Origin of the sequence: Fodinibius salsisoli, from assembly GCF_026229185.1 — a bacterium.
GTDB lineage: Bacteria > Bacteroidota > Rhodothermia > Balneolales > Balneolaceae > Fodinibius > Fodinibius salsisoli.
This window is the reverse complement of the sequence record NZ_JAGGJA010000006.1, coordinates 260925-277037: the sequence shown is the minus strand read 5'-3', so window position 1 is coordinate 277037 and position 16113 is coordinate 260925. Positions and strand designations below refer to the sequence as shown.

Sequence of the window (16113 nt, the reverse complement as noted above, 5' to 3'; positions counted from 1 at the left end):
GATTCAGTATGTCAGAACGAACAATTAAAAATGATCTTGGTTTTGAAGTAAAATATCGGCTGGTAAAAAAAGAAGGCAGCCAGAAGCCGTTTAAAGAACTGAAGTCTCACGGAGGGGCGGTTATCCCTGAAAAAGATTTGGGCCATGTGCGACTGGATTTTAAGACGCCCAAGAGCAAAGATATAGAAACCATTTTCCGCAACCACATCCAGGTGCTTTCGGCCAGTACCATCCAGAGCGAGTCCGAGCATGATATCTATAGCTACCATCTGATTATTTGTGCGTTGAATGAAGAGTGGGGCTTTGAGGGCAAAGATGAAGATGTTGAGCTTGTTGATCCTGAAGATGATGAGGACTATTAACTGAAGATTGATTAGTAGTTGTAAAAAATACCTAAAAGAAAGAAGGTGGATGTACAAAAAATAGGGATAGGAGTATTTTTATTATTGCTTCATAGTTATGCTATGTTTGGCCAAAGTGAGAACATTCAGACCTATTCCTATCCGCCTATACAGAGTTTTTCCGATCAGGAATATGACAGCTATATTCAAAATTGGGACATCGCCCAAGATACCAGTGGGCTTATCTATATTGCTAATGTAGGGGAGGTGCTGGAATATGACGGGGTGCGGTGGCAAGCGATCCAAGTCGAAAATAAAAGAGCCTTGTCCATTACAAAAGGCAGTAACACTACGATATATGTTGCTGGGATTGGCTCATTGGGTTATTTGGAAAACCCGCCTGCTGATACTTCTATTGCCTTAAAATACCATTCTTTGGCACCTAATATTCCGGATTCTAGTCCCAAGTTGTCAAACATTTGGAACACTTTCTCTTTAGATAAAGCTGTTTATTTTAGGCAACGAGAGGCATTATTTCGGCTGAAAAATGATAGTATTAACATTTATCAACCCGAAAATTTAATTCGCAGAAGTTTTAAAGTAAGAGACGAAATAATACTATCTGATATTGGGGAAGGGCTATATACCGTAGAAGATAGCAGCTTGGAATTTGTGCCCAATAGCAGTCAATTCATCGACCGCGATGTCAACGCCATACTACCCTATGGCGATGATCGCTGGCTGGTTGCAGATCGCACTGAGGGCTTGTCAGTTTTTGATGGCACCCATTTAATTCCTTTGAAATCGCCGGTGGATGACTTTCTGGTGAGCAATAAGGTCTATACCGGTCTCCAGTTGCCCGATGATACCTACCTTTTTGGAACGCTAAATGGGGGGATTGTCCAGGTTGATCGAGCTGGGCAACTGCTCCGAACAATAGATAGCCAGAGCGGACTGCACAGCGATCAGGTGCACTCTCTTTTCTTGGATCAGGCCAACAATGTTTGGGCGGCCCTGGGGAACGGCCTGAGTGTAATAGAACCCATGAACCCCATTTCCTATCTTGATGAACGGAGTGGTTTGCCGGGCACGGTAATTGATGTAGCTGTTCTCAGTGATGATCTATATGCGGCTACCAACGAAGGTTTTTTTCGTTTAAATATTAAGCAGGAAAAAGGGAGTGGCAGCCCAAATACACAATTTGAACCTCTCTTTGATCAATCTATACGGTGTAACAGCATTACGCAATACGGAGATAAACTGCTGGTCAATTGTGATAATAAATTGTATCAGATTAGTAAAGGGAAAGCTGTAAAGCTATTTGAGAGTTCGAGTGTACAGTATGTACATGGATATCAGTATAATGAAAAATACTATTTAGTATTAGGCCGGAGCCGATTTCAGGTCTTTGACGCAAGCCATAAACCAGTCTTTTCTGATGAAGAGTTTGGGTACGAAATATCATCTTTGGTTGAAGAGGAGAATGGTGATGTTTGGATTGGTACCATCCAAAGCGGCGTTTTCCGAATTGACGGCACTCTTTTTGATTCGTTGAAGAATTTTGAAAACCACCTGCATCATTATGAGGTTCCGCATGATCAGGACAATCGAAGCTTGCGGGTGTTCAATATTTCCGGGGAAGCTATAATTGGCAGTTCGGCAGGCTTGTTCCGCCATGATACGGCTGGCGATTCGCTGGTTCGCGACCAGCGGTTCGGGGAAGAGATGGCGGATCCCGAGCGCCAGGTATTCCTCATGGAAGAGGATCCCAAGGGCAATATCTGGGTGCGATCAGACCTCGAGCACCAGGTGTTGCTCAACAAGAAAGAGGGGTACCGTTTTGTCGAAGGAGCCCTTAAACGCATCGATGCCAACCAGGTGAATCGCATCTATGCCCATGAAAGTGGCTTGGTCTGGATGGCTACCGGGGAAGGGATTATCCAGTATGCCCCCTCCAAAGATCCCTACCTGCAGGGGAATCCCCCGGAGCCGTTCAAAACGCATGTCCGTGGCGTATTTGTGCGCGGCGATTCGTTGATTAATGCTGATCTCAAAAACAAGGGCTACGAGCTGGAATATGAGGATAACGAGCTGCGGTTCCAGTATGCGGCGGCGCAGTACAAAGCGCCCTCCGAAACACGCTACCAGGTGTGGCTCGAAGGATTTGAAGAAGGGTGGAGCAACTGGACCTCCGAGGTGCAGAAAGATTATACCAATATTCCGGAAGGCAACTATACCTTTCACGTCCGCGCCCGGGATGTGTACGGTACCCTCAGCAAAGCCGATACCTTTTCGTTCAGGGTCTTTCCGCCGTGGTATCGTACGTGGTGGGCGTATGCGTTGTATCTGTTGTTCATTGGCGGCGTTTTGTATAGCATCCACCGCATCCGGATTAACCGCATTCTGCGCGAGCAGCGCATTCGCAACCGTATTGCCAGCGACCTGCATGATGAAGTGAGTGCGACCCTGAGTTCGATCACCTATTTTGCACAGGCCATCCGCCAGGTTCCCGAACAGGAGCAAGCGGATCGTTTTGTGGGACTTATTTCCGAAAGTGCCGGGGAAGCCAAAGAAAAGATTACGGATATCATCTGGTCCATTGATCCTGAAAAAGACGACTGGGTGGACCTGCTTTCCAAATGTCGCCGGTTTGCATCCGACCTGCTGGAAAGCAAAGGTATCAATTATGAGTTGGATATCGATACGGATATCAACCGTTCACTGGACCTGGAACTGCGCCAGCACTTGTGGCTCATTTTTAAAGAGATGGTGGTCAATGCGGCGCGGCATTCGGAGGCTACCCATGTGGATATCCGGTTTGGTATGGAGGAAGGCGCCCTGACGCTGATTGTAGCCGATAACGGCGTCGGCATGAAAGATAGCAAAGTACATAAGGACGGGCACGGCGTGAAAAATATCCGTCACCGTGCTCAGAAAATTGGTGCTGAAATAGAGCTTCAAAGCAATGCTTCCTTGGGCACAAGGTGGGAAATGACGCTCGATTTATAATGACCTTTGCAAAACAGCCCCATCCCCGAAAATGATCGGGCCAGGCTTTGTCATCCTGTTCCGAATTCTCTGTTAGGGGAGGCATCGGCTTCCATTGGTGTCTCGGAAAATTATTTAGCTTGCTTCGTCTTGCAAGGCATCAGACAGGATTTACTCATCGGATGAGTAATAGAATCTTATCTTCTGGGTGGGACATTTTCACTCATCCGATGAGTGGAAGCAGTTCAGAAAATAAGCCGTGTTATCACTTGAGACTCCTCGCTGCGCTCGGAGTGACATCTTAACCTGTTTATAATTGAGGCTTGGAAAAGAGACTAACTCCTGCCTCGTGGAATGTCACGCAGTGGCCCGCCAGAATTCCATGAGGATGGTAATTTTTTTGATTACTTTTTTCATCACTGAAAAATAGTAATAAGAGTATGGCATTAGTTAGAAATAGAGTAATAGGTTCCTTTTCGCCTTTTGTCTTGGTCCGCCGATGGTTAGACAGGCTACAAAAGGCTCGTAAAAAGCCAAGAAGAATTTAACTCCTTGGGGCTGACAGCCTTCACTGCCGCTGATGACGGTTTGTAGGCAGCTCCCCTCGTCAGACAGAAATTCTTCCGGCGGGTCTTGTCCCTTTGAATAGAAATAAAAAAAGGATAAATAGTTTTTCCCCTCTGGCCCCGAGATTGGAAGAGGTAGGGAAGGTCATCCAGAGCGAGGGGGGGACTGGTTACAGGCAGGTATATGTTGTTATGAACGCTATATAGCAAGACTACATAGTCATGTAGTGGTAAGCCACCTTGAGTTTTGTATATTAATATCTATGCAAAATACAGTAAATGAACTTATCAAGATTGTTATCGTCGAAGATAACCGCTATATGCGGGAGGGCTGGTCTACTATTTTAGACTTTGAGCCCGACTTCGTAGTGCTGGATTCTTTTGAATCGTGCGAGGAAGCCTTTGATTCTGAGGTCATAGCCAAAGCCAATATCGTACTCATGGATATTGAGCTCCCGGGCATGTCGGGTATCGAAGGTGTCAAGTATTTGCAAAAAGAGCACCCCGACTTGCCGGTCATTATGGCCACGGTCTTTGATGATGACAAAAATGTGTTCGACGCGCTCTGCGCCGGCGCGGTGGGCTACCTGATGAAGAAAGTTTCTCCCGAAGATTTGAAGCAGGCTATCCGGGATGCCGAAGCCGGGGGCTCGCCCATGACTCCGAATATCGCCCGTAAAGTTATTACAACATTTCATCAGCCAACTGAAGAAGAAGATGTTGAGCAGCTTAAAGAGCGTGAGTTGGAAATTTTAGAGGAGCTGGCCAAAGGGAAATCCTATGCCGCTATTGGTGAGGTCGTATATCTTTCCGTTGATGGCGTGCGGTATCATATCCGAAATATTTATCGCAAATTACAGGTCAATACTCGCTCTGAAGCCGTCTCCAAAGGTATCTCTCGGCGACTGATTCATCCCGATTCGTAGCTCAAGATTATCGTATGTAGTATTTGACTACATGCTTTGCCTCTCTTCCGCTCAATTACTCTCATACTCTACATACTTATGCGGTGATATTAAGAGGTCTGGTATATAAATTGATGCCAGAGACAATGAGTTGATGAAGAATTGAGTATCCATATAATAGAGAGACCTACTCTGAGCATTAATATAAGAGAGACACCTGATGGAGCCCCGATATAATGAGATGTCGGGGCTCTTGTTATATGAAGGCCAGGGGGTACAATTTTTCTATCCGCATTGGGCAAGCTTTTCTAATTTTTGTTAGTGTAACTGATCTCCTTATCTTAGAAATTATTCCAAATCAAAAAAGATGATGTGAACAACACGATCCGAATAGCATCTGGTCAGGGGTTTTGGGGAGACTTACCGACAGCTCCAATCGAGCAAGTACGTCGTGGACCTATTGATTACCTGGTGATGGACTACCTGGCCGAAGTGACCATGTCCATAATGCAAAAACAAAAAAGACGGAATCCTGATTACGGTTACGCCCGCGATTTTGTGGATGTAGTGACCGAAGTCCTTCCTGATGTAGCTCGTGATGGCATCAAAATTATTTCTAATGCAGGGGGAATGAATCCAATTGCTTGCAAAAATAAAATCTTGCAGGCCATTGAAAACCAAGGGCATAAAGATATTAAAGTAGCAGTCGTTGATGGTGATAACATCATCAACGACATTGATCGTCTGGTTGAAGAGGGCCACCTTTTGAAAAATATTGATACGGGCAACCCCATAACTACGGTCCAGGATAAATTAACCAGCGCCAATGTATATTTCGGATGTCCGCCTATCGTAGAAGCTCTTGAGAAGGGAGCCGATATTATTATCACCGGTCGGGTAATCGATGCAGGCCTGATCCTGGCACCTATGGCCCACGAATTTGGATGGGCTTTCGATGACTTCGATAAAATGGCGGCCGGTATTGTAGCAGGACATGCTATTGAGTGTGGCGCCCAGGTATCCGGTGGAAATTTTACTGACTGGCAGAATGTGGATGATTTGGTGGATATTGGATTTCCTATTATCGAAGCTTCCCCGGATGGCTCTTTCGTGGTTACCAAACATGAGGGTACCGGTGGGCTGGTCAACGAGATGACGGTAAAGGAACAGCTGGTGTACGAAATACAGGATCCAGCGCGGTACCTAACCCCTGATGTTATTGCCGATTTTACCTCGATTAATATTGAGCAAGAAGGAGAAAACAGGGTTCGTCTGTCCGGTATTAAAGGTCATCCACCCACCGATAGTTATAAAATATCAGCAAGCTATAATGACGGTTATAAGTTGACTTCAAGTTTGGTTTATTCCTGGCCCGATGCTTTGGAAAAGGCACAAAAGGGAGGCGAAATCCTTAAAAAAAGAGCGAAAGCACTTGGTTTAACCTTCGATCGTTTTCGAGTTGAATACGTCGGAATTAACGGATGCAACGAACAGCCTATGGCAGGCAAGATGCCTGAAGAAGAGTACGACGAAATACAGATGCGGGTATCGGTAGCAGGAAAGGATAAAGAAACGTTGAATCGATTCGGTAAAGAAATTGTACCGCTCATACTGACAGGGCCCAGCGGCGTAACGGGATATGCCGGCGGGCGTCCCAAAGCAAGTGAGGTTGTAGCCTACTGGCCGGCCTTACTGGATAAGGGGGCCGTATCACCCCGCCTGCAGATCTTTAATTAGCTCTTAGAATTGGCTAAAGTGACTTGTTACCTGAGGATTTTGTCAACAATAACAAGTTGAAGGGTGGTTGAAGAAGGCTTTCTTTTTAACGAAACATTAGGAATCGTAAAAAATAGAATTGATCTTAGAATTTTGGTAGAAAATTTCGGATTTTAGCAGCAAATAGTTAACGATTCAATATATCACCACAGCAGAAATGGTTATAGGAATTATTGGGGCAAGTTTTTCAGGATTAATTGCAGGTACTCGGCTGGCTAAAGCGGGTCATGATGTTACGATTATCGAGCGCAATCACTCATTGGGAGGTAAGCTGGCATCGACAGAGCTGGATGGAGTGACGCTGGATTACGGGGCCTCGCATTTAACAGCCCAGACAAATACTTTCCAGGAGTTTATTAAGGAGCTTGGTGAGAAAGAAGAAATCATTGAATGGGCTGAAGATTTTCAATTATTTGATGGAGAGGAGATGCTTAAGGAAGACCCCAATGCGTCTCCGCTCACCAAATATGCTGTAACCGGCGGCATACAATCCATTGCCGATTACCTGAGCCGCTGGGTGGATATAAAGTCCCAGGAAACAGCAGGTGGTCTCACCTATATTGGACCCGATCGCGGAAAAAAACGATCCTGGATGATCAATCTTACGGATGTAAATGTGTTTGAATGTGATGCCGTTATTATCGCAGCCCCGGCCCCGGAGGCTTATGGAGTTTTGCAGACGGCGCAGGATGAGACCGCAGCCCGAAAGATTATCCGCGTCATTGATGAAGTATTTTATGACGATACCATTTCCCTGGCGGCAACATATGATCGCGAGTCCCCGGACTGGAAGGGCATCAAGTGTGAAGAGCAAGCAATCAAGTGGATTGGAAATGAATCATCCAAGAGAGGGATAACCGATAAAACAGGCTTGGTTTTTCACTCTACCGATCGTTTTTTCAATGAACATGCCAAAACAAGCGATGAAGAGGTAACCAGGAAGTTGCTGGAACAAGCCTCTGATATTCTTGGTCCATGGGTATTTCAGCCGGGAGCAACAAAATTGCACCGCTGGAATTTCTTTCAGGTGCGAAACCCCATTGACGAATATTTTATGGAGTTGGAAATGATTGACGCTCCGCTTGCGTTAATAGGAGACTACTTTGGAGGACGATCACTCGAAAACGCCTATTTGTCAGGTTATAATCTGGCTGAATATTGGATCAATAAATATAGCAACGTTACGACTGTATAAATTCTGCTAAGCAATAAAGACGAGACCATTGGGTTCGCTGCGAAAGTTAAATAGCTATTTTAAAAAGTATAAAGGGACCATCATATTGGGTTCGCTGTTTTTGACAGCATCCAACTTCTTTTTGGTGTGGATCCCAGTTTACCTGCGGCGTACCGTCGATCAGGTTGAGCAGATTAGTGCCCAAAGGTCTGTGGAAAGTCTTGGTAATATTATAAATGTACTTTTTAGTAGTGAGGTAAGCTGGCTGTTGGCGAAAAACGCCCTGCTTTTGGTTGGGGCCGTGATCCTATCGGGGGTCTTGCTCTTTGCTACACGGCAGACGCTTATTGTAGCGTCTCGTAAAATAGAATTCGACCTGCGCAACGATATCTTCGATAAGCTGCTCAAGCTTCCACAGCGATTTTACAGCAGCTATGAATCCGGTGAGGTTTATGTGCGGGCTACTGAAGATGTTTCCAAGGTGCGTGAGTATTTTGGCCCCGCCTATATGTACACGATCAATACGCTTACACGAGCGGGTTTTATCATCACGATGATGATTATTGTTAGTCCGGAATTGACGCTCTGGGCACTTCTTCCACTGCCGTTTCTTTCGGCATTTGCTTATTGGGTAAGCGGATACATCAACGATTATTCACGGATTATCCAGGAGCAATATTCAACCATTGCCGGCCGGGCCAAGGAATCTTTTTCGAGCATCAGGCTTATCAAAGCCTATAACCGCGAAGGATATGAGCAGCAACGTTTTAACCGGGAAAGTGAAATCTATCGCAAGAAGAAACTGCGGTTAGACTTGGTCGAATCTCTTTTTCATCCCACCCTTAATTTACTTATTGGACTTTCCATTGTTATCGTTGTCTGGAAGGCCGGGCAGCTGGTTATTGAAGGCACACTGACGGTGGGAAATATTATGGAGTACATTATTTATGTGGCCTATTTGACCTGGCCGGTAGCTTCGCTGGGGTATACCGTTAATCGGTTTCAACAGTCTATGGCTTCCTGGAGCCGTATTGACGAAATATTAACAGAAGAGATAAAGATAGCTGATAAATCAGAGACCGATCATTCCATCGATAATATTAAAGGAACTATTGAGTTCAATAATGTATCTTATAAATATCCAGATGCCGGGGAATATGCCCTGAAGGATATAAGTTTAAAAATTGAGGCCGGGCAGAATGCGGCTATTGTCGGGCGCACCGGTAGTGGCAAAACAACACTTGTAGAACTCATTCCGCGGCTTTTTGATGTAACAGAGGGAGAAATATTGATAGATGGAACGAATATTAAATCAATTCCCTTGGAATTATTAAGACAGAATATAGGTCTTGTACCTCAAGATACATTTTTGTTTTCCGATACGATTGGAGAAAACATTGCTTTGGGAACAGATGAAGCTAATCAGCAGGAAATTGAAGAAGCCGCGGAAAAGGCACAGGTTAGAGATAATATTTTAGACTTTGAAAAGAAATTTGAGACTATTTTAGGCGAGCGGGGCATTACACTTTCCGGCGGGCAAAAGCAACGAACGGCCATCGCCCGGGCCCTGATTCGCGATCCTAAAATTATTATATTAGACGACTCATTGAGTGCGGTCGATACTAAAACAGAAGAATCTATTCTACAACATCTCCGACAGGAGTTACAAGGAAGGACAACCCTAATGATCAGTCATCGAATATCCACCATAAAAGATGCGGATATTATATTTTACCTCGAAGACGGATCGGTTGTAGAAGAGGGAACTCATAATGAGTTATTGGAACAAAACGGCCGCTATTCGGTCATGTATAATAAACAACTCATAGAAGAAGAGTTGGCGGAAATCTAAAAATCAAATAATAATATATAACTAATAAGATCGGTTGTTTGATCGCAACACGATTCGAAAACACAGGAGACAAATTATGATTATCGTACCTTTAGGGGTTGCCTCAGCAACACCCACAGCAACACGTCATCTATCATCAGTAGCCGTGTGGAGAGATGGAAGCGTTTTCTTATTCGATTGTGGAGAAAATGCCCAAATGCGAATGCTTCAAGGCGGGTTAAAACGTTCTCAAATTGATCACATTTTTATTTCACACTTCGACACAGACCACTATTCAGGTTTAATCGGGCTGCTTTCAACGCTACAGTTACAGCGGCGGGATCGAAAAATAACGCTGGTTGGTCCGGAAGGATTGAGTGAGTTTATAGAATGGAACTTTGAGTTTTCCAATATTGATTTGAACTATGAGATTGAATTTGTTGAACTCTCCGAAGATTTTGAAGAAGAGCGGGTTGTGGATGAAGAAGAGTATTACATAGAAGCACGCCCCCTGAATCACTCAAAATTCTGTATCGGATATCGCCTCCAGGAGAAAGATCGTCCCGGTAAAGTGGATGCTGAAAAAGCCCAGGAACAAGGAATCAGCGAAGACTGGCAGTACAAAGATCTTAAAGCCGGAAAAGATGTGGAACTGGAGGACGGCACGGTTGTTAAGTCGGCTGATATCGTAGGACATCCGCGACCAGGAGATAGTTTTGCCTACATCACCGACACAAAATATTGCCCCAATTCCGTGAAGTTGGCTAAAAACACCAATGTGTTAATCCATGAGGCCACCTTCAGTGATAGCCTTTCTGATAAGGCTGAAGAAACCGGACATTCTACTGCCAAAGATGCAGCGCGTGTTGCCAATGAGGCCAAGACCAAACTGTTGGTTATCACGCATTTTTCTGCTCGTTATACGAATGAATACGTATTGTTACGTGAAGCGCGCGATGATTTCTTCCCAACTTGGGTTGCAACTGAATTACGACCTATCTTTACAGATCCGGCCCATGAAAAAGGTATCATCCAGCCGAAGGTTTATATAAAAGAGATTAACCAAGGTAATAAGAAGGATGATAACAAAAGGAGTAAGAAGAAGCGGTCGAAGCGTACGAAACGCAGTAAAGGGAAGAAGAAGCGCCGTATGAGAAAACGGAAAAACTCTCCCAGCCAAAAGAGCCGTCGAAGCAGGAGTAGTAGCAGCCGTAAGAGCGGAAGCAGTCGATCCCGAAGATCCAATAACAATAATAATGATAATGGCGGAGGAGATAACAGCAACGAGCGAAAGCCTAAGCAAATAACGCCCCGTACTCCTTTCGACGATTTTGACCGATTCTAAACCATAACAGAGCGTGAGTAATACTCAAAATGAAAAAGCCGTCGATTCGCACCTGCTTCGGCGGCTTTATCAATTTATCAAACCGTACCGTTGGTATGTCGTACTGGGCATTGTACTTACGCTCAGTGCCTCTTTCCTTGGTACCATCCGGCCTAAACTTACCCAGGTCGCAGTTGACGAATATATCCGCAACAACGATTTTGAAGGTCTTTTGTGGATTGTTCTACTGCTGATCGGGGCCTTAGTTGGTGAATTCTTTTTGCTGGTAGTCAATACCTACCTAACCCGCTGGTTTGGCCAGGGGACGCTCTACAATTTGCGTACAGCTGTATTCAAAAAAATACAGTCTCTGCACGTCCAGTTTTTTGATAAGAATCCACTGGGACGCCTGATAACACGAAATACCAGTGATATCGAAGCGCTTAGCGACCTGCTGAGTGATGGAGTGGTTAATATTATCGGAGACATGTTCCGGATTATTTTCATCCTCTACTTCATGTTTAGCATGAGCTGGGAGCTTACGTTGGTAGCCGTTTCGGTGCTGCCCCTGCTGTTTTATGCCACCTTCCTGTTCAAGGCCAAGGTGCGCGTCTCCTTTCTGAACGTCCGTGATCAGATATCCCGCCTCAATTCGTTTGTGCAGGAGCATATTAGCGGGATGGCTATCGTACAGCTGTTTAACAAGGAAGACCGGCAGCGACAAAAGTTCCAAAACATCAACAGCAGTTACAAAGGAGCCTACCTGGATACTATTTTCTACTTTGCCATCTTCTGGCCGGCCATAGAAATTATTGCCAGCCTGGCTATGGCCCTGGTTATCTGGTATGGTGGGGGGCGTGCTCTTATGGATCAGGTAACCTTCGGTATACTGCTGGCTTTTGTTCAGTATGTTCGCGATTTCTTCCGGCCTATCCGTGGACTGTCCGAAAAATTCAATACCCTCCAGTCGGCTCTGGCTTCGTCAGAACGTATTTTTGATGTGCTGGATACCAACAATGAGGTCGCCGACCCGGAAAACCCAAAGCATGTGGAAAATCCACAGGGACGTATACAGTTCGAAGATGTATGGTTCGGTTATAATGAAGAAGAAACGGTTTTGAAAGATGTCTCCTTCGAAGCAGAATCCGGAGAAACGGTGGCTATTGTGGGAGCTACGGGGGCCGGTAAATCGACCATTATTAACCTGTTGATGCGGTTCTATGATATCAACAAGGGTAAAATTTCCTTAGATGGGGTCGATATTAAGGATTTGACGCTGCAGGAACTGCGATCTAATTTTGCACTCGTCCTGCAGGATAATGCGCTCTTTTCGGGCACCATCATGGAGAATATTACGCTGGGCAACCCGGATATTTCCGAGGATAAAGTCATTGAGACCGCGCGTCAGGTGGAGGCCGACCGTTTTATCAACAAGTTACCCGGTGGGTTTAACTACAAGCTGCGAGAGCGCGGGGATTCCCTCTCCATGGGACAGCGTCAGCTGATCTGCTTCATCCGGGCCATGGTGTATGATCCCAATATCCTGGTACTGGACGAGGCGACCTCCAGCGTGGACTCCGAGACCGAAGAAATTGTGAATAGAGTCTGTGATAAGCTGATGGAAGACCGAACGTCAATCGTGATTGCGCACCGGCTGTCGACCATCCATGAGGCCGATCAAATCCTGGTCATGCATAAGGGCGAGATTCGTGAACGGGGCACCCACGGAGAGCTGCTCCAAAAAGACGAAGGCATCTATCGGAAGCTCTATGAACTGCAGTACAAAGATGAGGCAATGCCCGCCTCGAAGTCGGTCTAAAAAGCCAACAGCTCCAGATAGTTAGTTACTCAACCTAGACCCTTTCAGGGTTTTGTTTTATCTATCCAACCCAGGGGAATTCTTCCCAGTCAGACTTGCGTTTCCAGTTTTTTTTTTGCAAGCTTTAAAGGCTAATTCTTCAGGGTTATCTCAGTGGCAAAAGTTAGGCAAGAGAGATTAACACAAAAATACTATTAAACTGGAGATGATGAAGAAATTAGTAATTTTATTGTTGGCTTTGACCTCTTGTTCATTGTTTAAAAGTAATGAGAATTACCCGGACATCCCCGGTAAGCTTGTCTTTTCCGCCAAAGATGATGGGGGCACCTCCCAAATTTTTACAATGAATGCCAATGGCCCGGACCTGCGGAAGCTTACTAATTTTGGACCTGAGGGCGGGGCTGGTAACCCATCTTGGAGCCCTGACGGTACACAAATTGTGTTTGAAAATTATACCGGTGCTACTACTCTGGGTCCTTATCTGTATGTAATGGATGCCGATGGCAACAATATGCGTCCTCTTAAGAAACGACAGAGCGAATCTGTTAGAGCCTTGATTGGCTCGGCCCCGGCCTGGAGCCCGGATGGTACAAAAATTGCTTACCAAGTGTGCACCAACTGCGAACTTGGGGGTAGTGATTATGAAATTATGGTAGTGGAAGTAGCTGGGGAAGATTATGATCCAGATCAGACTTATGCCATTACTGATCATCCAGCCAGTGATACCCATCCCACTTGGAGCCCTGACGGTCAGCAGATTGCTTTTGTTTCAAACCGGGAATACTTGAAAGAAGGAGGTACAGATATTTATTTAACAGAGTTTGAGCATGAAAATATTATCAGAGTAACTACTACAGGAAGTGCGGGCCGGCAGCTTTGGTCTGCTATAGGACAAAAATTGATTTATTGGTCTGAAAATAATTTATATAAACTAAATTTGGCTGATAAGCAACCACAGTTAATTTCTTTCAATGCTGATAAAGAAACAGGTTTTCGCCCGTTAGCACTAATTCGAAATGAAGAAAGAATATTGTTGCATGTATTTAACTATCAAAATCCAAATAGAGAAGAATCCCTACAAGTGTTCAATTCGAGTGAAAAAGAATTAATACCTATTTATTCCAATGAAAGATTCAATGGTGCTGACTGGTTCATTCCTAACGAAAATTAAGCTTAAAGAATATGTTTCCCATGAAGCATAACCTATAACATAAATCAAAAGAAAGCCCCTACAGTTGCTCCATTTCCGGTAAGAATAGAAGAGCAATTCTGTAGAGGCATGGTGTATGTATGTTGCCTCGAAAGCCGAGGTTATATACTACATCTCCAATATAACAAAAAATCATTGGAGGTAATACTATGAAGCGAATCATTTCACTATATACACTCTTATTGTTCCTGCTGGTCTCCTGCGATTCAACGGTTAGCGACCTGAACAGCGACCAGCTTTCTTCATCCAGATCTGAGAAAGTTGCCCAAATATCGCCTGGTACCCCACCTATTGTGGCTGATTCTATCCGAAAAGCCGTATGGCAGCAATTTACAACGCAAAACGGATCAGACTGGCAGATCCGTTGGGATAAAGATACAGGCCGGGCCGCATCTATATTTTCCGGGGTAACCCAGGAGACCTATTCCGGGGATGCCAAGCAGGCGGCTCGTTCTTTTATAAGCCGGTATGGAGTATTATTTGGAATGTCGAATATCGATAAATTGGAATACAAAAAAATGCGACGACATCGAGGAGTTCGGCATGTTACCTTTCAGCAAACAGTGGAGAATATCCCAGTATATGAAGCTGAATTTAAGGTGCATCTGCGTCAAGATGGTCGTGTGGATATGGTCAACGGAACTTACTATCCGGATATTGAGGTATCTACAAGTCCATCTGTTACAAAATCACAGGCTATTAGAACCGCAGAGGAAGATTTTAACATCGAAAATTCAACGGCATTAGAAACAACCTCTGAATTGATTGTTTATCCAGAAGATGATCAATTTTATTTGGCCTGGAAGCTGACTCTTTTTTCGGAGCAACCAGCCATTAATTATTTTTATATAGTAGATGCACATTCTGGTCAGGTTCTTTATAGATTGAACCAACTTACTAATATAACTGGCGTAGGGGACGTTTATTCGACTCATCCGGGATTATCATCAGTCGGTCAAGGATTATTTTACCGATTAACGGGCAACGAGCGATTGCAAGGAACCTATGCACATATAGTAAATGATGCCTCTGCAGAGGCACAATCCAGTATTCATTCCTTTAAATATGGCACAGGCAGTACCCATTTTGATGAAGCTAACCTTTATTTTCACATTGATAATTTTAGGCACAACTTCATTGAGAATATTGATGATGGCAGCTTGGGCTTTACCCAGATCAGGGCACACGCTCATACGCCCATCCAGGATATTAATGATGATGGATATTTAGACCCGAATGCCTGGTTCAACAGAAGTAATCAAAATCTTTATTTCAACGACGCATATGCACCTTTGGGAACCGAAGATTTCGCCAAGGAAGACAAGGTTATTTATCATGAGTATGGACATGCTGTTATTTTCGATATTGAAAGTGGTATTCGTTCTGAATTTAGTGAGGAAGGTGCCATCAGTGAAGGGGCACCGGATTATTGGGCTGGAAGTTTTACGGTGCGTTCAATAATTGGGGACTATGCATTTCCTCCTCTTGCTCAACGAGATATGGCTAATCCAGAAATAGATTCATATTTAGACTATCAAAATAGACAAGACTATCCTAATGTTGATTCTCATGATGGTGGAGAATTCTTCTCAGCCATACTATGGGATTTGCGCAATACCATTAGTGCCAGTGACGTTGATTTTCTGGTGTACGATGCACTTTATCGGGTCACGGGTGATCCTAATTTCTTGGGTTTCCGCGATGCCATGATAGCTGCCGATGAGGCCGCATTTAATGGAGAAAATAAATATGATATTCAGGATACCTTTGCTGAATGGGGTGTGGGTGAGCCTGCCCCATTATATACCTCTATTTCAGGACCAGTCATTATTGATGCAGGAGAAACGGAGACATATACGGCCAGCTCTTCACGAGGTAGTGGCTCATATTCATACGTTTGGTATGAAAAGCCTATAGGTAGCTCCAACTGGTCTAATATTGGGACGGGAAGTTCTATTTCAATGACCGGAACTGAGGATATTGAACTAAAGGTAGAGGCTACAGATAATCAAAATAGTGATAAAACTGGAGTAGCGCTTATGCTGGTTAAAGTAAATGGGGGTGATAAACCAGACCCTTTTTAATTCAGAATATATGAGTATAAATTTAAAGGACAACTAAAGGTCGTTGACTACTCAACCCTGCAAGGGTTCTGAACCCTTTCAGGGTTTTGTTTTAT

At 44.5% G+C, this 16113-nt stretch carries 10 protein-coding genes; all 10 read left to right on the top strand.

The features are described from left to right. The first annotated feature begins 8 nt into the window (after positions 1-8). Positions 9-362, top strand: coding sequence for a hypothetical protein (locus J6I44_RS11010; RefSeq protein ID WP_265766171.1), 354 nt, complete (start codon positions 9-11; stop codon positions 360-362). A gap of 45 nt (positions 363-407) precedes the next feature. Then, positions 408-3350, top strand: coding sequence for a sensor histidine kinase (locus J6I44_RS20870; protein ID WP_265766170.1), 2943 nt, complete (start codon positions 408-410; stop codon positions 3348-3350). Between the two features lie 808 nt (positions 3351-4158). Continuing rightward, a complete protein-coding gene (locus J6I44_RS11000) occupies positions 4159-4821 on the top strand; it encodes a response regulator transcription factor (RefSeq protein ID WP_265766169.1) in 663 nt (220 codons plus the stop codon). 351 nt (positions 4822-5172) lie between these two features. Next, the gene (locus J6I44_RS10995; protein ID WP_265766168.1) at positions 5173-6537 is read left to right on the top strand and encodes an acyclic terpene utilization AtuA family protein; all 1365 of its coding nucleotides are present in this window, start codon (positions 5173-5175) and stop codon (positions 6535-6537) included. A gap of 196 nt (positions 6538-6733) precedes the next feature. Beyond that, on the top strand, positions 6734-7771 hold the full coding sequence (locus tag J6I44_RS10990) for an NAD(P)/FAD-dependent oxidoreductase (protein ID WP_265766167.1): 1038 nt from the start codon (positions 6734-6736) through the stop codon (positions 7769-7771). A gap of 28 nt (positions 7772-7799) precedes the next feature. After that, positions 7800-9602 (top strand): ABC transporter ATP-binding protein, encoded by a 1803-nt coding sequence (locus J6I44_RS10985; protein ID WP_265766166.1) that lies wholly within the window; start codon positions 7800-7802, stop codon positions 9600-9602. Between the two features lie 76 nt (positions 9603-9678). Beyond that, a complete protein-coding gene (gene rnz / locus J6I44_RS10980) occupies positions 9679-10926 on the top strand; it encodes a ribonuclease Z (protein ID WP_265766165.1) in 1248 nt (415 codons plus the stop codon). A gap of 13 nt (positions 10927-10939) precedes the next feature. After that, a complete protein-coding gene (locus tag J6I44_RS10975) occupies positions 10940-12724 on the top strand; it encodes an ABC transporter ATP-binding protein (protein ID WP_265766164.1) in 1785 nt (594 codons plus the stop codon). A gap of 205 nt (positions 12725-12929) precedes the next feature. Beyond that, positions 12930-13895, top strand: a complete 966-nt coding sequence (locus J6I44_RS10970) for a TolB family protein (RefSeq protein ID WP_265766163.1) — start codon at positions 12930-12932, stop codon at positions 13893-13895. A 188-nt stretch (positions 13896-14083) separates the two neighbouring features. Continuing rightward, positions 14084-16018 (top strand): M36 family metallopeptidase, encoded by a 1935-nt coding sequence (locus J6I44_RS10965; RefSeq protein ID WP_265766162.1) that lies wholly within the window; start codon positions 14084-14086, stop codon positions 16016-16018. Positions 16019-16113: the final 95 nt, after the last annotated feature.

Coding starts and splice junctions, on each gene's coding strand:
- J6I44_RS11010 (WP_265766171.1), top strand. CDS start 9: ATGTCAGAACGAACAATTAAAAATGATCTTGGTTTTGAAGTAAAATAT.
- J6I44_RS11000 (WP_265766169.1), top strand. CDS start 4,159: ATGCAAAATACAGTAAATGAACTTATCAAGATTGTTATCGTCGAAGAT.
- J6I44_RS10990 (WP_265766167.1), top strand. CDS start 6,734: ATGGTTATAGGAATTATTGGGGCAAGTTTTTCAGGATTAATTGCAGGT.
- rnz (WP_265766165.1), top strand. CDS start 9,679: ATGATTATCGTACCTTTAGGGGTTGCCTCAGCAACACCCACAGCAACA.
- J6I44_RS10970 (WP_265766163.1), top strand. CDS start 12,930: ATGATGAAGAAATTAGTAATTTTATTGTTGGCTTTGACCTCTTGTTCA.
- J6I44_RS10965 (WP_265766162.1), top strand. CDS start 14,084: ATGAAGCGAATCATTTCACTATATACACTCTTATTGTTCCTGCTGGTC.